General features: G+C 61.0%; 12 protein-coding genes. All 12 read left to right on the plus strand.

Annotation, left to right across the window (positions count from 1 at the left end; translation table 11 throughout):
* Window positions 1-281 precede the first annotated feature (281 nt).
* The 12 genes from gyrA (at window position 282) to ACLEJU_RS14150 (ending at window position 17,177) form a co-directional block, all read left to right on the plus strand.
* On the plus strand, window positions 282-3,044 hold the full coding sequence (gene gyrA, locus ACLEJU_RS14095) for a DNA gyrase subunit A (protein ID WP_435422838.1): 2,763 nt from the start codon (window positions 282-284) through the stop codon (window positions 3,042-3,044).
* A gap of 174 nt (window positions 3,045-3,218) precedes the next feature.
* Window positions 3,219-4,304: a 3-phosphoserine/phosphohydroxythreonine transaminase gene (serC, locus tag ACLEJU_RS14100; RefSeq protein ID WP_435422839.1), complete on the plus strand. Its 1,086-nt coding sequence runs from the start codon at window positions 3,219-3,221 to the stop codon at window positions 4,302-4,304.
* Window positions 4,304-5,398 carry a prephenate dehydratase gene (pheA, locus tag ACLEJU_RS14105; protein ID WP_027918183.1) on the plus strand — a complete coding sequence of 365 codons (1,095 nt, stop codon included), beginning with the start codon at window positions 4,304-4,306 and terminating at the stop codon, window positions 5,396-5,398. The genes serC and pheA overlap by 1 nt, the downstream gene beginning before the upstream one ends.
* Window positions 5,399-5,509: 111 nt before the next feature.
* Complete coding sequence (locus ACLEJU_RS14110; RefSeq protein WP_435422891.1) at window positions 5,510-7,717, plus strand: bifunctional prephenate dehydrogenase/3-phosphoshikimate 1-carboxyvinyltransferase; 2,208 nt, start codon at window positions 5,510-5,512, stop codon at window positions 7,715-7,717.
* Window positions 7,714-8,400 (plus strand): (d)CMP kinase, encoded by a 687-nt coding sequence (gene cmk / locus ACLEJU_RS14115; protein WP_294340171.1) that lies wholly within the window; start codon window positions 7,714-7,716, stop codon window positions 8,398-8,400. The genes ACLEJU_RS14110 and cmk overlap by 4 nt, the downstream gene beginning before the upstream one ends.
* 124 nt (window positions 8,401-8,524) lie before the next feature.
* Window positions 8,525-10,201, plus strand: coding sequence for a 30S ribosomal protein S1 (gene rpsA / locus ACLEJU_RS14120; RefSeq protein WP_027918186.1), 1,677 nt, complete (start codon window positions 8,525-8,527; stop codon window positions 10,199-10,201).
* Between the two features lie 265 nt (window positions 10,202-10,466).
* A complete protein-coding gene (ihfB, locus tag ACLEJU_RS14125; protein ID WP_012313292.1) occupies window positions 10,467-10,763 on the plus strand; it encodes an integration host factor subunit beta in 297 nt (98 codons plus the stop codon).
* 21 nt (window positions 10,764-10,784) lie between these two features.
* Complete coding sequence (locus ACLEJU_RS14130) at window positions 10,785-11,048, plus strand: LapA family protein (RefSeq protein WP_435422840.1); 264 nt, start codon at window positions 10,785-10,787, stop codon at window positions 11,046-11,048.
* A 102-nt stretch (window positions 11,049-11,150) separates the two neighbouring features.
* Window positions 11,151-12,596 (plus strand): MBL fold metallo-hydrolase RNA specificity domain-containing protein, encoded by a 1,446-nt coding sequence (locus tag ACLEJU_RS14135; RefSeq protein ID WP_435422841.1) that lies wholly within the window; start codon window positions 11,151-11,153, stop codon window positions 12,594-12,596.
* A gap of 320 nt (window positions 12,597-12,916) precedes the next feature.
* Window positions 12,917-14,359, plus strand: coding sequence for a mannose-1-phosphate guanylyltransferase/mannose-6-phosphate isomerase (locus ACLEJU_RS14140; RefSeq protein ID WP_435422842.1), 1,443 nt, complete (start codon window positions 12,917-12,919; stop codon window positions 14,357-14,359).
* A gap of 130 nt (window positions 14,360-14,489) precedes the next feature.
* Window positions 14,490-15,851, plus strand: coding sequence for a phosphomannomutase (locus tag ACLEJU_RS14145; protein ID WP_435422843.1), 1,362 nt, complete (start codon window positions 14,490-14,492; stop codon window positions 15,849-15,851).
* 129 nt (window positions 15,852-15,980) lie between these two features.
* Entirely contained in the window at window positions 15,981-17,177 is a 1,197-nt protein-coding gene (locus ACLEJU_RS14150) for a glycosyltransferase family 4 protein (protein ID WP_435422844.1), read from the plus strand.
* Window positions 17,178-17,287 lie beyond the last annotated feature (110 nt).

Raw genomic sequence — 17,287 nt, forward strand, 5'->3', positions numbered from 1 at the left:
TCCCTCCCCCCCCCCCCCCCACCCCCCCGCCACGGCTAGTGAAAATCTCAAGATTGTCTCCGGCCTGTAGCCACCTGCCAGCTCTCCCCACTGTCCTGCCTTTGTGATAACATCCGGCAGTTTCCAAGACCGCCCACGAAGGCGGCCTTCATTGCGCAGATCCATGCAACAACTCATTGATTTGTCGTAAGTCGTCGCACCCCTATGCGCTGCGGCGGCGAGCTTCGTTCGGCCCTTGATGGAGCTGCGAAGTTTCACCAGAAAAAGGAATCAGGCTTCTCATGGGCGAACTGGCCAAAGAAATCCTCCCGGTCAATATCGAAGACGAACTGAGACAGTCTTACCTCGACTACGCGATGAGCGTGATTGTCGGGCGAGCGCTGCCCGATGCGCGTGATGGCTTGAAGCCCGTGCATCGTCGCGTTCTCTATGCGATGAGCGAACTGGGCAACGACTGGAACAAGCCGTACAAGAAATCCGCCCGTGTGGTCGGTGACGTGATCGGTAAGTACCACCCGCACGGCGACACTGCGGTCTACGACACCATCGTGCGTATGGCGCAGCCATTCTCGCTGCGCTACCTGCTGGTCGATGGCCAAGGCAACTTCGGTTCGGTCGACGGCGACAACGCCGCAGCCATGCGATACACCGAAGTGCGCATGACCAAGCTGGCCCACGAGCTGCTGTCCGACCTGCACAAAGAAACGGTCGACTGGGTGCCCAACTACGACGGCACCGAGCAGATTCCGGCGGTCATGCCGACCCGTATCCCCAACCTGCTGGTCAACGGTTCCAGCGGTATTGCCGTGGGCATGGCGACCAACATCCCGCCGCACAACCTCGGTGAAGTCATCGACGGTTGCCTGGCGCTGATCGACAACCCTGAAGTCACCATCGATGAACTGATGCAGTTCATCCCGGGTCCGGACTTCCCGACTGCCGGCATCATCAATGGCCGCCAGGGCATCATCGAGGCCTACCGCACCGGCCGTGGTCGCATCTACATGCGCGCCCGCTCCGAGATCGAAGACATCGACAAGGTCGGTGGCCGCCAGCAGATCGTCGTCACCGAGCTGCCGTACCAGCTGAACAAGGCCCGCCTGATCGAGAAGATCGCCGAGCTGGTCAAAGAGAAGAAGATCGAAGGCATCACCGAGCTGCGCGACGAGTCCGACAAGGACGGCATGCGCATCGTCATCGAGCTGCGCCGCGGCGAGGTGCCGGAGGTGGTGCTCAACAATCTCTACCAGCAGACCCAGCTGCAGAGCGTGTTCGGCATCAACGTGGTTGCCCTGGTCGACGGTCGCCCGCGCCTGCTCAACCTCAAGGACCTGCTCGAAGCGTTCGTCCGTCACCGCCGCGAAGTGGTGACCCGCCGTACCGTGTTCGAGCTGCGCAAGGCCCGCGAGCGTGGCCACATCCTTGAAGGCCAGGCGGTCGCGCTGTCCAACATTGACCCGGTCATCGCCCTGATCAAGGCCTCGCCGACGCCGTCCGAAGCCAAGGAAGCCCTGGTCTCCACGCCGTGGGAGTCCAGCGCCGTGCAGGTCATGGTCGAGCGCGCCGGCGCCGACTCCTGCCGCCCTGAAGACCTGCCGGAGCAGTACGGCCTGCGTGAAGGCAAGTATTACCTGTCGCCGGAGCAGGCCCAGGCCATCCTTGACCTGCGCCTGCACCGCCTGACTGGTCTGGAGCACGAGAAGCTGCTGGCCGAGTACCAGGAGATCCTGGAGCAGATCGGCGAGCTGATCCGTATCCTCAGCAGCGCCCAGCGCCTGATGGAAGTGATCCGCGAAGAGCTGGAAGCGATCCGTTCCGAATACGGCGATGCCCGTCGCACCGAAATCCTCAACGCCACCCACGACCTCAACTACGGCGACATGATCCCGGAAGAAGAGCGCGTGGTGACCATCTCCCACGGTGGTTATGCCAAGACCCAGCCACTGTCCGCCTACCAGGCCCAGCGCCGCGGCGGCAAAGGCAAGTCGGCGACCGGCGTGAAGGACGAGGACTACATCGAGCACCTGTTGGTTGCCAACAGCCACGCCACGCTGCTGCTGTTCTCCAGCAAGGGTAAGGTGTACTGGAAGAAGACCTACGAAATCCCTGAAGCGTCCCGCGCTGCCCGTGGTCGCCCGCTGGTCAACCTGCTGCCGCTGGAGGAGGGTGAGCGCATCACCGCCATGCTGCAGATCGACCTCGAGGCCCTGCAGCAGAACGCCGACCTCGACGAAGAACTGGAAGAGGCTGACGACACCGTGCTCGAAGGTGAGCTGGTAGAGGCCGAGGAAGCCGACGAAGAAGACGGCGACACCCCTGAGTGGGTAGCAGAGCCGACCGGCGCATACATCTTCATGGCCACCGCCTCGGGTACCGTCAAGAAGACCCCGCTGGTGCAGTTCGCCCGTCCGCGCTCCAACGGCCTGATCGCCCTGAAGTTGAAGGAAGGCGACACCCTGATTGCCGCGGCCATCACTGACGGCGCGAAGGAAGTCATGATGTTCTCCGACGCTGGCAAGGTCATCCGCTTCGCCGAGAGCGTGGTCCGTGAAATGGGCCGTAACGCTCGCGGTGTGCGCGGCATGAAACTGGGCAAAGGTCAGCAGATCATCTCTATGCTGATCCCGGAGTCTGGCTCGCAGATCCTCACCGCCTCCGAGCGTGGTTTTGGCAAGCGCACCCCGCTGTCCAAGTTCCCGCGTCGCGGCCGTGGGGGCCAGGGCGTGATCGCCATGGGTACCAAAGGGCGTAACGGTCTGCTGATTGGCGCCATCCAGGTGCAGGAAGGCGAAGAAATCATGCTGATTTCCGACCAGGGCACGCTGGTGCGGACCCGGGTTGGCGAGGTGTCCAGCCTGAGCCGAAACACTCAGGGCGTGACCCTGATCAAGCTGGCTGCCGATGAGACCCTGGTGGGCCTGGAACGTATCCAGGAGCCATCCGAGGACGAACTCGATGATGTGATCGAGACGGACGAGGAGGGCGTCGAGGCCGATGCGCCGGATGATGAAGCTGCAGGCGCTGAAGAGGCACCGCAGGAATAAGCAAGCGTAAACCCGAGCGGGGCGACCAAGGTCGCCCCGTTTGACTGATAAAGCCAGACCATTGGGGCCGCTGCGCGGCCCATCGCCGGCAAGGCAGCCCCAGGCAGACGACACAGCTTTGACTGGTCAGCACCGAATTACGATTTTGTTCTATTTGGCAGAGCGAGAGTGGATGTGAGCAAACGAGCCTTTAACTTCTGCGCAGGCCCTGCCGCGCTTCCTGACGCTGTGTTGCAGCGCGCCCAGGCCGAGATGCTGGATTGGAACGGCAAGGGCTTGTCGGTGATGGAGATGAGCCATCGCAGCGACGACTACGTGGCCATCGCCGAAAAGGCCGAGCAGGACCTGCGTGACCTGCTGTCCGTCCCCTCCAACTACAAGGTCCTGTTCCTGCAGGGTGGTGCCAGCCAGCAGTTCGCTGAAATCCCGCTGAACCTGCTGCCGGAAAACGCCACTGCCGACTACGTCGAAACCGGCATCTGGTCGAAAAAGGCCATCGAGGAAGCGCGCCGCTTCGGCACCGTCAACGTCGCCGCCAGCGCCAAGCCCTACGATTACCTGGCCATCCCTGGCCAGAACGAGTGGAAGCTGACCAAGAACGCCGCCTACGTCCACTATGCGTCCAACGAGACCATTGGTGGCCTGCAGTTTGACTGGGTTCCGGAAACCGGCGACGTACCGCTGGTGGTCGACATGTCTTCCGACATCCTCTCGCGCCCGATCGATGTCTCGCAGTACGGCATGATCTACGCCGGCGCACAGAAGAACATCGGCCCGAGCGGCCTGGTGGTAGTGATCGTCCGTGAAGACCTGATCGGCCGCGCCCGCAGCAGCTGCCCGACCATGCTCGACTACAAGGTCGCAGCCGACAACGGCTCGATGTACAACACCCCGGCCACCTATTCCTGGTACCTCTCGGGCCTGGTGTTCGAGTGGCTCAAGGAGCAGGGTGGCGTCGAGGCCATGGAGCAGCGCAACCGCGCCAAGAAAGACCGCCTGTACGGTTTCATCGACGCCAGCGAGTTCTACGCCAACCCCATCGCCCACAACGCCCGTTCGTGGATGAACGTGCCGTTCCGCCTGGCTGACGAGCGCCTGGACAAAGCGTTCCTGGCCGGCGCCGACGCCCGTGGCCTGCTCAACCTCAAGGGCCACCGTTCGGTCGGTGGCATGCGCGCCTCGATCTACAACGCCTTGGGCCTGGAAGCGGTAGAAGGCCTGGTGGCCTACATGGCTGAATTCGAGAAGGAGCACGGCTGATGTCCGAACAGGAACTCAAAGCCCTGCGCGTACGCATCGACAGCCTCGACGAGAAGATCCTCGAGCTGATCAGCGATCGCGCCCGCTGCGCCGAAGAAGTGGCGCGAGTCAAGACTGCCTCCCTGGCTGAAGGCGAAAAGCCGGTGTTCTACCGCCCTGAGCGCGAAGCCGCCGTGCTCAAACGCGTGATGGAGCGCAACAAGGGCCCGCTGGGCAACGAAGAGATGGCGCGCTTGTTCCGCGAAATCATGTCGTCCTGCCTGGCCCTGGAAGAGCCGCTCAAGGTCGCCTACCTCGGCCCTGAAGGCACCTTCACCCAGGCTGCGGCCATGAAGCACTTCGGCCACGCAGTGGTCAGCCGCCCGATGGCGGCCATCGACGAAGTGTTCCGCGAAGTGGCGGCTGGTGCCGTCAACTTCGGCGTGGTGCCGGTGGAAAACTCCACCGAGGGTGCGGTCAGTCACACCCTTGACAGCTTCCTCGAGCACGACATGGTGATCTGCGGTGAAGTCGAGCTGCGCATTCACCATCACCTGCTGGTGGGCGAGAGCACCAAGACCAACAGCATCACCCGTATCTACTCCCACGCCCAGTCGCTGGCCCAGTGCCGCAAGTGGCTGGATGCGCACTACCCGAACGTCGAGCGCGTGGCTGTTTCGAGCAACGCCGAGGCGGCCAAGCGGGTCAAGGGCGAGTGGAACTCGGCGGCGATCGCCGGCGACATGGCGGCCAACCTGTATGGCCTGACTCGCCTGGCAGAAAAGATCGAAGACCGCCCGGACAACTCCACGCGCTTCCTGATGATCGGTCAGCAGGAAGTGCCGCCGACCGGCGACGACAAGACCTCGATCATCGTTTCGATGAGCAACAAGCCCGGTGCGCTGCACGAGCTGCTGGTACCGTTCCACGAGAACGGCATCGACCTGACCCGTATCGAAACCCGCCCGTCGCGCAGCGGCAAATGGACCTACGTGTTCTTCATCGACTTCGTCGGCCACCACCGCGACCCGCTGATCAAGGCGGTGCTGGAGAAGATCAGCCAGGAGGCTGTAGCGCTGAAGGTGCTGGGTTCCTATCCAAAGGCAGTGCTTTGATCTGAAAGTGCTGGGGGTGCGAAGCGCCCCCAAGAGGGCCTTACAGGCTGCCTAGATTTTTGAACAGGGTTCGCACCAGTGGTAAATGCAGCAAAAACCAAACCTGCGCCAATCATCAATCGCCTGGTCGTGATTGGCCTTGGCCTGATCGGTGGGTCCTTCGCCAAGGGCTTGCGTGAAAGCGGCCTGTGCCGCGAAGTGGTCGGCGTCGATCTGGATGCCCCGTCGCGCAAGCTGGCTGTCGAGCTGGGCGTGGTCGACCGCTGCGAAGAAGACCTCGCTGCTGCCTGCATCGGCGCCGATGTCATCCAGCTCGCCGTGCCGATTCTGGCCATGGAAAAGGTCCTGGCCCGACTGGCTCAACTTGAGCTTGGCAATGCCGTGATCACTGACGTCGGCAGTGCCAAGGGCAATGTCGTGCGCGAGGCCCGAGCCGTCTTCGGTGAGCGCCTGCCACGCTTCGTGCCCGGCCACCCGATCGCCGGTTCCGAGCAGAGCGGGGTGGAGGCCTCCAACGCCACCCTGTTCCGTCGGCACAAGGTCATCCTCACGCCGCTGGAAGAGACCGACCCGGCCGCCCTGGCCCTGGTTGATCGCCTGTGGCGCGCGCTGGATGCCGATGTCGAGCACATGCCGGTGGAGCGCCACGACGAAGTGCTGGCAGCCACCAGCCACCTGCCGCACCTGTTGGCATTTGGCCTGGTCGATTCGCTTGCCAAGCGCAATGAAAACCTCGACATCTTCCGGTACGCTGCGGGAGGTTTCCGTGATTTCACGCGAATCGCCGGTAGCGACCCGACCATGTGGCACGACATCTTCCTCGCCAACCGCGAGGCTGTCCTGCGCACCCTGGACACATTTCGCAGCGACCTCGACGCCTTGCGCGACGCGGTTGATGCTGGGGACGGGCACCAGCTGCTGGGTGTTTTCACCCGTGCGCGCGTTGCCCGGGAGCATTTCAGTAAAATCCTGGCCCGCCGGGCCTATGTGGACGCTATGAACGCCAACGATCTGATTTTCCTGGCCCAACCGGGTGGCCGCCTGACCGGGCGAATCCGCGTACCGGGCGACAAGTCGATTTCCCACCGTTCGATCATGCTCGGCTCGCTGGCCGAAGGCACGACCGAAGTCGAAGGTTTCCTCGAGGGCGAGGACGCCCTGGCGACCCTGCAGGCATTCCGTGACATGGGTGTGGTCATCGAAGGCCCGAACCATGGCCGCGTGACCATCCATGGCGTCGGCCTGCACGGTCTCAAGCCGCCACCCGGCCCACTGTACGTCGGTAACTCCGGCACCTCGATGCGCCTGCTCTCCGGCCTGCTGGCCGGCCAGCCGTTCGATGTCACCATGACCGGTGATGCCTCGCTGTCCAAGCGCCCGATGAACCGCGTGGCCAATCCGCTGCGCGAAATGGGCGCCGTGGTCGAGACGGGCCCGGACGGCCGTCCGCCGCTGACCATTCGTGGTGGTAGCAAGCTGAAAGGGCTGACCTACACGCTGCCGATGGCCAGTGCCCAGGTCAAATCGTGCCTGCTGCTGGCAGGCCTGTATGCCGAAGGCAAGACTACCGTCACCGAGCCGGCACCGACCCGTGACCACACCGAGCGTATGCTGCGCGGCTTTGGCTACTCGGTCGAAAGCAACGGCCCGGTCGCCTCGCTGCAGGCAGGTGGCAAGCTCACCGCCACCCGTATCGAAGTGCCGGCAGACATTTCGTCCGCAGCATTCTTCCTGGTGGCCGCATCGATCGCCGAAGGCTCCGAGCTGGTGCTCGAGCACGTCGGCATCAACCCGACCCGTACCGGCGTGATCGACATCCTGCGGCTGATGGGCGGTGACATCACCCTGGAGAACCAGCGTGAAGTCGGCGGCGAGCCAGTGGCTGACCTGCGCGTGCGTGGTGCCAAGCTGAGGGGCATCGAGATCCCTGAAGAGCTGGTGCCGCTGGCCATCGACGAATTCCCGGTGCTGTTCGTTGCCGCTGCCTGCGCCGAAGGGCGTACCGTGCTGCGTGGCGCCGAAGAGCTGCGGGTGAAGGAATCCGACCGCATCCAGGTCATGGCTGACGGCCTGATCACCTTGGGTATCAAATGCGAGCCGACCCCGGATGGCATCATCATCGATGGCGGCCAGCTCGGCGGTGGCGAAGTGCACGGTCACGGTGACCACCGTATCGCCATGGCCTTCAGCGTTGCCTCGCTGCGTGCCAGCGCGCCGATCCGTATCCATGACTGCGCCAACGTCGCCACGTCGTTCCCGAACTTCCTCAAGCTGTGCGCCGATGTGGGTATCCGCGTCGCCGAAGAGGGCAAAGCGTGAATAGCCAGGCACCGGTCATCACCATCGACGGCCCAAGCGGTTCCGGTAAAGGCACGGTCGCCGGGCTGCTGGCCCGCGAGCTCGGTTGGCACCTGCTGGATTCGGGCGCGCTTTACCGGTTGTTGGCGTTCAACGCCAGCAACCACGGCGTCGACCTGACCAACGAAGAGCTGCTGACCAAGCTTGCCGCCCATCTGGATGTGCAGTTCATCGCTGCCCAGCCCGGTAAGCTTCAGCAGACCATCCTCGAGGGCGAGGACGTCAGCCAGGTCATCCGTACCGAAACTGTCGGTGCCGGTGCTTCGATGGTCGCCTCGCTGCCTGCGGTGCGTGATGCGCTGCTGGAGCGTCAGCGGGCATTCCGGGAAATGCCAGGCCTGATCGCAGACGGTCGGGACATGGGCACCGTGGTGTTCCCGGACGCGCCGTTGAAGGTTTTCCTCACCGCCAGTGCAGAGGAGCGTGCCCGTCGCCGCTACCTGCAGTTGAAGGGCAAGGGTGAAGATGTTAGTCTGTCGAGTCTGCTAGATGAGATTCGTGCGCGTGATGAGCGTGACACCCAGCGTGCAGTGGCCCCGCTGAAACCAGCGGCCGATGCCATTCAGCTGGACTCTACCGAGTTGTCCATCGAGCAGGTGCTGCAACGTATCAGGAGTGAGCTCGCCCAGCGCGACTTGGTCTGATAACCAGGAGAGCAGGCAGGGGCACCAGTCAACGTCCTGCCGACTTTCCTTTACTTAAAACAAACCCACATTGTCTGGAATGTGGCGAGGGGCGTATGTTTCGCCCGAATCTACAGGAATTAAAATGAGCGAAAGCTTTGCAGAACTCTTTGAAGAAAGCCTGAAAACCCTCAATCTTCAGCCGGGTGCCATCATCTCCGGTATCGTTGTCGACATCGACGGCGACTGGGTTACCGTACACGCTGGCCTGAAGTCCGAGGGCGTCATCCCGCTCGAGCAGTTCTACAACGAAGCTGGCGAGCTGACCATCAAGGTCGGTGACGAAGTTCACGTTGCGCTGGACGCGGTCGAAGACGGCTTTGGCGAAACCAAACTGTCCCGTGAAAAAGCCAAGCGCGCCGAGTGCTGGATTGTTCTGGAAGCAGCTTTCGCCGCCGAAGAAGTGGTCAAGGGCGTTATCAACGGTAAGGTTAAGGGCGGCTTCACTGTCGACGTTAACGGCATCCGTGCGTTCCTGCCGGGCTCCCTGGTTGATGTCCGCCCAGTGCGCGACACCACCCACCTGGAAGGCAAAGAGCTGGAATTCAAGGTCATCAAGCTGGACCAGAAGCGCAACAACGTTGTCGTTTCCCGTCGCAGCGTGCTGGAAGCCGAGAACTCCGCCGAGCGCGAAGCCCTGCTGGAAACCCTGCAGGAAGGCCAGCAAGTCAAAGGTATCGTCAAGAACCTCACCGACTACGGCGCATTCGTGGACCTGGGCGGTATCGACGGCCTGCTGCACATCACCGACATGGCTTGGAAGCGTATCAAGCACCCATCGGAAATCGTTAACGTTGGCGACGAAGTCGACGTACGCGTTCTGAAGTTCGACCGTGAGCGCAACCGCGTTTCCCTGGGTCTGAAGCAGATGGGCGAAGATCCGTGGGTAGCTATCACTGCACGTTACCCAGAAGGTACTCGTGTACAGGCTCGCGTTACCAACCTGACCGACTACGGCTGCTTCGCTGAGCTGGAAGAAGGCGTTGAAGGTCTGGTACACGTTTCCGAAATGGACTGGACCAACAAGAACATCCACCCGTCGAAAGTCGTTCAGGTTGGCGACGAAGTGGAAGTCATGGTTCTGGACATCGACGAAGAGCGTCGTCGTATCTCCCTGGGCATCAAGCAGTGCAAGTCCAACCCATGGGAAGACTTCTCCGGCCAGTTCAACAAGGGTGACAAGATCACCGGTACCATCAAGTCGATCACCGACTTCGGTATCTTCATCGGTCTGGACGGCGGCATCGACGGCCTGGTTCACCTGTCCGACATCTCCTGGAACGAAACCGGCGAAGAAGCCGTACGTCGTTTCAAGAAGGGCGACGAGCTGGAAACCGTCATCCTGTCGGTTGACCCAGAGCGCGAGCGCATCTCCCTGGGCATCAAGCAGCTGGAAGACGATCCGTTCTCCAACTTCGTTGCTGTCAACGACAAGGGCGCTATCGTCAAGGGCATCGTGAAAGAAGTTGACGCCAAAGGCGCCATCATCACCCTGGCCGACGACATCGAAGCCACTCTGAAAGCTTCCGAAATCAGCCGTGACCGCGTTGAAGACGCGCGTAACGTCCTGAAGGAAGGCGAAGAGATCGAAGCCAAGATCATCAGCGTTGACCGCAAATCGCGCGTCATCAGCCTGTCGATCAAGTCGAAAGATGACGCTGAGGAGCGTGAAGCCATCCAGAGCCTGAAAAACGCTCCGGAAGCGGCTGCCGACACCACCATGGCCGCGCTGCTGCGCGAAGCTATGGCCAAGCAGAACTGAGTTCTGTTTGATCGGTAAAAAGGGGTGGCCTTCGGGCCACCCTTTTTTTTTGCCCGGATTTCTATCGCAAGCATGCGCAACCCTTGTAAGAACTGGCTTAACTGCGATGGGCTGCGAAGCAGCCACCCTTTACAGGGCTCTTATTTCCTAACACTGCAATCTTGAATTTTTTTATTAAGTCAAGAACCGCCCTGTTCAAATCCCTTCGAGCGTGCTACAAACTGATTAAGCAATGATCTAGCTGCTTGATAACGAAGGGAAAAATATGACGAAGTCGGAGCTGATCGAACGTATTGTCACCCATCAGGGGCTGCTCTCGTCCAAGGACGTGGAGTTGGCCATCAAGACCATGCTTGAACAGATGTCCCAATGCCTGGCCACTGGCGATCGCATCGAGATCCGTGGTTTTGGCAGCTTTTCCTTGCACTATCGCGCACCGCGGGTCGGTCGCAACCCCAAGACCGGTCAGTCGGTGGAGCTCGAAGGCAAGTTCGTGCCGCATTTCAAGCCGGGTAAAGAACTGCGCGACCGCGTTAATGAAGAAGAGCACGAGCACCCTTGAGTTCTAGACAGGAGCAATCTGATGCGTAACCTCAAGCGCGCCCTGGCGGCGTTGTTCGTGCTGCTGTTGGCGGCTGTGGTGCTGTTCTTCGTGCTGGAGAACCAACAGCCGGTGGCGCTGATGCTGTTTGGCTGGTCGGCCCCGGCGATGCCAGTGGCAGTGCCTGTACTGGCTGCTCTGGTCATCGGCTTGGCGATTGGTCCGCTGCTCGGCGCCTACGGCGTTCAGCGCAGCAAGCGCAAGATTCGCGCATCTGCGCGACAAGCTGTCCTCAGCGGCAATTGACGAAAATTCCTACGGCTTCTTAGGAAAGTCTCACCTGTGCACCTCTAGGTCGAAGTGGAGTAATAGCTGCTTCATTTTCGGCCCAGGCGAGCGTGCACCCGTATGACATTCCCCAGCCTTTCCCATCATGGCGGCACCCGTGGCGTAACCGGTTCATGCCACCAGCTGCACCTCGACGCGAGCACCAGCCTGCTGGTCGATTGCGGGCTTGAGCAGGGGCTTGATGCCGCACCAGGTGCTGAGCTTGCGCCCATCGGCTTCGACATCGTCGGCATCAAGGCGCTGGTCGTCACCCATGTCCATCTTGATCATGTCGGTCGCATTCCCGCCTTACTCGCCGCAGGTTTTCGCGGCCCTATCCTGTGCAGCGAACCCTCCGCCAGGCTACTGCCGCTGGTGCTGGAGGATGCCTACAAGCTGGGCATCAGTGCTGACCCCGTTCAGGTCGACCGCTACCTGGCGCTGTTGCAGCGGTTGATCGTGGCAGTTCCTTTCGGTGAATGGCACCCTGTCATCGAGGGTGGGGAAATCAGCTGCTCCGTGCGTCTGCAGCGTGCAGGTCATCTGCTCGGCTCGGCCTATGTCGAGTGCGATGTACATTACCCAGGGCGCGACCCCAGCACTCGGGTGGTGTTCTCTGGAGACCTGGGGGCCCCATGCAACCCGCTTCTGCAGGCGGTTAAATCGCCGGAGCGCGCTGATACCCTGGTGCTCGAGAGCACTTACGGTGACCGAATGCATAGCGGCCGTTGCAGTCGCCAAGTACAGCTGGAGGCCGCGATCGACAGGGCCTTGGCCGACAGCGGCACCATCCTCATTCCTGCGTTCAGCCTGGGGCGCACCCAGGAGCTGTTGTATGAGATCGAGGACATACTGCACCGTAAGCAATTGTCACAGCAGCAGGGCAGGGTAGCCGAGGCTGACCCACTGGCGTTGGACTGGTCCCGGTTGCCGATTATCCTCGACTCGCCATTGGCGCAGCGGATTACCCAGGTCTATGGCGAGCTACATGCCTTCTGGAATGCCGAGGCCCGTCAACGGTTGGGTGAGGGCAGGGCGCCGCTCGGCTTTGGCCAGCTGGTATGTATCGATACCCATGCCAGACACCAGCAAGTGGTCAATTACCTCAAGAGCACCGGGCGCCCGGCGATTGTCATTGCCGGCAATGGCATGTGCTCCGGTGGGCGCATCGTCAATTACCTCAAGGCCATGCTTGGCGATCCGCGGCATGAAGTGATGTTCGTCGGTTATCAGGCCAAGGGCACGCCCGGCGCGGTGATCCAGGCCAGCGAAGGCGCGGAAGGCTTCGTACAGATCGACCTGGATGGGCGGATGTATGAGATCCATGCGAAAGTGTTTACGTTGGCTGGCTATTCAGGGCATGCGGATCAAGACGGGTTGGTAAAGTTTGTCGAAGGTATACCGTATGCACCAAGTAAGGTTGTTTTGGTACATGGTGAGCAGCGTGCCAAAGAGGCCCTGAAGCGGCAGTTGGAACAGCGTCTTGCGCAACTGAGCCGACCGATGGACATTTTTATTGCGCAATAAGCCCGGCTTTCACTGAACGTTGACGAGTGATGCTGTCTGATGCGCGCACAGTTTGTCTCATGGCGTTAACAGGAGGTGCGGTTTGCCGCTCAATGCCGGCTGAAGGCCGCATTTCTTGTGCCGGGGGAGGCAAGCTACAGGTAAAAATCTCTGGTATTCTACAGGCCGAAGCTTGCGTCTTGAGCCTATGGATGGCCAGGGAATAAATACGCTGGGCGCGTACATTTAAGCGCTGTCGCGGTCGTCGCGGCGGCGGTCAGATAAGACACATGCAGGTTCCCTGAGGTTGATTACTTCAAGTGGCCGTTAAGGACTCGATTATGGAATTGATCCCGGTAATTCTATCCGGTGGCGTTGGCAGCCGTTTGTGGCCAGTATCCCGTGAAGCTCACCCAAAGCCTTTCATGACCCTGCCAGACGGACAGAACCTAATCCAGAAGACATTCCAGCGCGCTGCTCGCCTGGACGGTGTGGTCGAAGTTCTGACCGTCACCAACCGTGAGCTTCTGTTCAAGACCGAAGACGAATACCGCTCCATCAATACCCAAGGCCATGCCCAGGGTTACATCCTCGAGCCGTTTGGCCGCAATACTGCTGCTGCGGTGGCCGCCGCCGCGCTGCAACTGCACCAGACCCACGGCCCGCAAGCCTACATGCTGGTACTGGCTGCGGATCACCTGATCCAAAACGAATCAGCGTTCGCCGAAGCTGTCGGCAAAGCCGTGGACCTTGCCGAAAAAGGCTGGCTGGTGACCTTCGGCATCAAACCGCAATACCCGGAAACCGGCTTTGGCTACATCGAAGCCGCCGCGGGTGGTTTGCTCGAGGGTGGTCTGAAGGTCGAGCGTTTCGTTGAAAAACCCGACCAGAAGACCGCCGAGTCCTATGTGGCTGCCGGCAACTACTTCTGGAACGCCGGCATGTTCTGCTTCCAGGTCGGCGCGGTCATCGAAGAATTAAAGGCCCATGCGCCAGACGTGCTCGAAGCCGTCGCGCAAACTCTCGAAACCTCGCGCCGCTCCAGCTCCAAGGGCTACAGCTGCCTGGCCCTCGACGCCGACAGCTTCGCCAAGGTCCCGGACATCTCCATCGACTATGCGCTGATGGAGCGCTCGCGCAAGGTCGCGACCATCCCGTGTGACATCGGCTGGAGCGACATTGGCTCGTGGAATGCAGTCAGCGAACTGACCCCGCCTGATGAGCACGGCAACCGGTTCGAAGGCGAAGTCATGGCCTACGACGCCAGCAACAACTACGTCAGCACCGAGGACCGCCTGGCGGCCCTGGTCGGCGTGCAGGACCTGCTGGTGGTCGATACCCCGGACGCACTGCTGATCGCCCACAAGGACCATGCACAAGACGTCAAGCACATCGTCAAGCGCCTGAAGAGCGACGGCCACGCTGCCCACATGCTGCACCAGACCGTGCATCGTCCGTGGGGCACCTACACCACCCTGGAAGACGGCGAGCGCTTCAAGATCAAGCGCATCGTGGTCAAACCGAAGGCCTCGCTGTCGCTGCAGATGCACCATCACCGCAGCGAGCACTGGATCGTGGTCAGCGGCATGGCTGTGGTGGTCAACGATGACCAGGAGCTGATGCTCAACACCAACGAATCCACCTTCATTCGGGCCGGCCACAAGCATCGTTTGCAAAATCCAGGTGTCATAGACCTGGTTCTGATCGAAGTGCAGAGCGGCGACTACCTCGGCGAAGACGACATCGTCCGCTTTGAGGACAACTACGGTCGTTGCGACGCCTGACCCAGGCCTTTCCAGTCGGCCCGTGAGTGCCTCGCCGAGGCGCCGGGCCGATGCTCATTCGGCAATCCATTCGCCGGCCATCCCCTTCCAGTCAGTGCACGCGCAGGCGTCACCGCACCGAGAGAGATGTATGTACGCTCCTATCCAGACCCGCTGCTTCAAAGCCTATGACATCCGCGGCCAAGTGCCGACCGACCTCAACGACGACATCGCCTATCGCATCGGCCGCGCTCTGGTGGCCCAGCTGGGCGGGCGCAGTTATGTGGTCGGTCGGGACATGCGCCTGGAAAGCCCAGGCCTGTCCCGCGCCCTGATGAAAGGCCTTACCGAAGGCGGCGCCGATGTGATCGACATTGGCCTGTGCGGTACCGAAGAAGTCTACTTCGCCACCAGCCACTACCAGGCCGACGGCGGCATCATGGTCACCGCCAGCCACAACCCCAAGGGTTACAACGGCATGAAGCTGGTGCGCGAGCAGTCGCGCCCGATCAGCGGTGACACCGGCCTCAACGATATTCGTCAACGCGTCGAAGCCGGCGACCTCGGCACCCAGGCGGCAACAGCGGGCAGCATCCGCGAAGCGTTTGACAAGACCGCCTACATCGACCATCTGCTGACCTACATCGACCTGGCCGCGCTGAAGCCCTTGAAAGTGCTGGCCGACCCCGGCAACGGCGCGGTCGGCCCGGTGCTGGAGTTGCTCAAGGCGCGCCTGCCGCTGGACATCACCATCATCAACGGCGAGCCCGACGGCAATTTCCCCAACGGTATCCCCAACCCGCTGTTGCCAGAGAACCGCGACCTGACCCGCAAGGCCGTACTCGAAACCAGTGCCGACATGGGCATCGCCTTCGATGGCGACTTCGACCGCTGCTTCTTCTTCGACAATCAGGGCCGCTTCATCGAGGGCTACTACGTGGTTGGCCTGCTGGCCGAAATGCTGCTGGCCAAGCACCCGGGCAGCAAGATCATCCACGACCCGCGCCTCACCTGGAACACCATCGAGCAAGTCAGCGCTGCCGGTGGCCAGGCCATCCAGAGCAAGACCGGCCACGCCTTCATCAAGGAGCGCATGCGCGCCGAAGATGCCGTGTACGGTGGCGAAATGAGCGCCCACCACTACTTCCGCGATTTCGCCTACTGCGACAGCGGCTACATCCCGTGGCTGCTGGTTGCCGCGCTGATGAGCGTCACTGGCAAGAGCCTGGCCCAACTGGTGGACGAGCGCATTGCGGCGTTCCCCTGCAGTGGCGAGATCAACTACGAAGTTGCGGATGTGAAAGGCACTATCGAGAAGATCCTGGCTTTCTACATGCCGCAGGAGCCGAGTGTCGACCGTACCGACGGCATCAGCGTCGAGTTCGCCGACTGGCGCTTCAGCCTGCGCGGGTCGAACACCGAACCGTTGCTGCGCCTGAATGTTGAGTCGCGCGGTGATCAAGCACTCGTGGAGCAACATGTCGCGCAGATTTCAGGTTTGATCAGAACCTGATCAAGGATTGCCTCGATCTTTAGCTGGCACGGCTTCTGGGCGGCCAGCTGAATATCAGGGAGGTCATTTCCCTGATGGCTCTCACATTGACTCGTTCGCCGACAGGCGTATCCAGGTAAGCCCGACTTAATGAAGCTTCTTTTCAACGCACAATCGCTGATACCGCCTCTCACGGGTATTGGCAACTACACCTACAACCTGCTTGAGCAGTTGCTGGTCGAAGACGTTGATGTCATCGACTGCTTTCTCGGCGCCCGTTTCTACAGCGGCGAACAGGCGTTGGCCAACTGTCGGGAGGCCAGTGCGCGCTACGCGTGCAAAGAGGGGGGGGGCGAAAAAACCAGCCTGCGCCAGCAGGTGGAGATGCACGTGCGCGAAGTGCTCAAACGTTGGACCTTTACCTACCGAGCACGCGAAGTACTGTTGGATGCCAGGCGTCTTTACCGGGCAGGCGGGCGCCGTAACTATCTTTACCACGAACCCAATTTCATCCTCAGGCCCCACCCAGGCCCCAGCGTGGCGACCATCCACGACTTGTCATTTCTTCACCACCCACAGTTTCATCCGCGCAATCGGGTTGAATGGCTAACGGCGAAGTTGCCGCAGACCCTCAAGCGTGCGGACTTTCTCATCACCGATTCGGACCTGATCCGCGATGAGTTGATTGGTGACTTTGGTGTAAGCCCCAGCAGGATCCGTACTGTTTACCTTGGCGCTTCTGCATCCTATCGCCCGCAAACCTCCGAGCAAGCCATGCCGATGTTGCAGCGCCACGGTTTGCAATATGGCCGCTATGTGCTCTTCGTAGGCACTCTGGAACCTCGTAAAGGTGTCGATACTCTGATCGAATCCTGGTGTCGGTTGCCGAAAGCCATGCGTGATGAGTACCCGCTGGTTCTGGCGGGTGCGCCAGGCTGGCACAACCAGATATTGAACGAGCGCATCAAGGCGCTTGAAGTCACGCACGGGTTGCGTCAGTTATCCTTTGTGCCAGGCGATGATCTGCCAGCACTGTACGCAGGGGCCGCGGTATTCGCTTATCCGTCGCTCTACGAAGGTTTTGGCCTGCCGGTTCTTGAGGCTATGCAAAGCGGAGTGCCGGTGATCTGTACGGCGGAGACGTCGATGTCCGAGTTTTGTCAGGGCAGTGCACTGCTGGTCGAGCGCGGCAATGTCGAACAGTTGAGTGTGCAATTGGGTTCGTTGTTGGGTGACGACCAATTGCGCAAGCAGCTCGCCATCGCCGGCCAGGTGCGTGCCAAGGCATTTTCGTGGAAGCGTTGTGCCCAGGAGACATTGGATATTTATCGGGTCGTGAGCCCGTGAGCGGTTTCGTTGAAATGGCCCTTTCAGCCAACATGCCCCACGTCTTTCGTGACGCGCGGAATGATGTGGCGTTACAACCAGGAAGTCTTATGTATATGGTGAGCCGAGAA

It is taken from the genome of Pseudomonas sp. SMN11, from assembly GCF_052041945.1.
Classification (GTDB): domain Bacteria; phylum Pseudomonadota; class Gammaproteobacteria; order Pseudomonadales; family Pseudomonadaceae; genus Aquipseudomonas.

What these genes read in the sequence shown, in the direction of transcription:
- gyrA (WP_435422838.1), top strand. Translation starts at nt 282, where the DNA reads ATGGGCGAACTGGCCAAAGAAATCCTCCCGGTCAATATCGAAGACGAA.
- pheA (WP_027918183.1), top strand. Translation starts at nt 4,304, where the DNA reads ATGTCCGAACAGGAACTCAAAGCCCTGCGCGTACGCATCGACAGCCTC.
- rpsA (WP_027918186.1), top strand. Translation starts at nt 8,525, where the DNA reads ATGAGCGAAAGCTTTGCAGAACTCTTTGAAGAAAGCCTGAAAACCCTC.
- ihfB (WP_012313292.1), top strand. Translation starts at nt 10,467, where the DNA reads ATGACGAAGTCGGAGCTGATCGAACGTATTGTCACCCATCAGGGGCTG.
- ACLEJU_RS14130 (WP_435422840.1), top strand. Translation starts at nt 10,785, where the DNA reads ATGCGTAACCTCAAGCGCGCCCTGGCGGCGTTGTTCGTGCTGCTGTTG.
- ACLEJU_RS14135 (WP_435422841.1), top strand. Translation starts at nt 11,151, where the DNA reads ATGACATTCCCCAGCCTTTCCCATCATGGCGGCACCCGTGGCGTAACC.
- ACLEJU_RS14140 (WP_435422842.1), top strand. Translation starts at nt 12,917, where the DNA reads ATGGAATTGATCCCGGTAATTCTATCCGGTGGCGTTGGCAGCCGTTTG.
- ACLEJU_RS14145 (WP_435422843.1), top strand. Translation starts at nt 14,490, where the DNA reads ATGTACGCTCCTATCCAGACCCGCTGCTTCAAAGCCTATGACATCCGC.
- ACLEJU_RS14150 (WP_435422844.1), top strand. Translation starts at nt 15,981, where the DNA reads ATGAAGCTTCTTTTCAACGCACAATCGCTGATACCGCCTCTCACGGGT.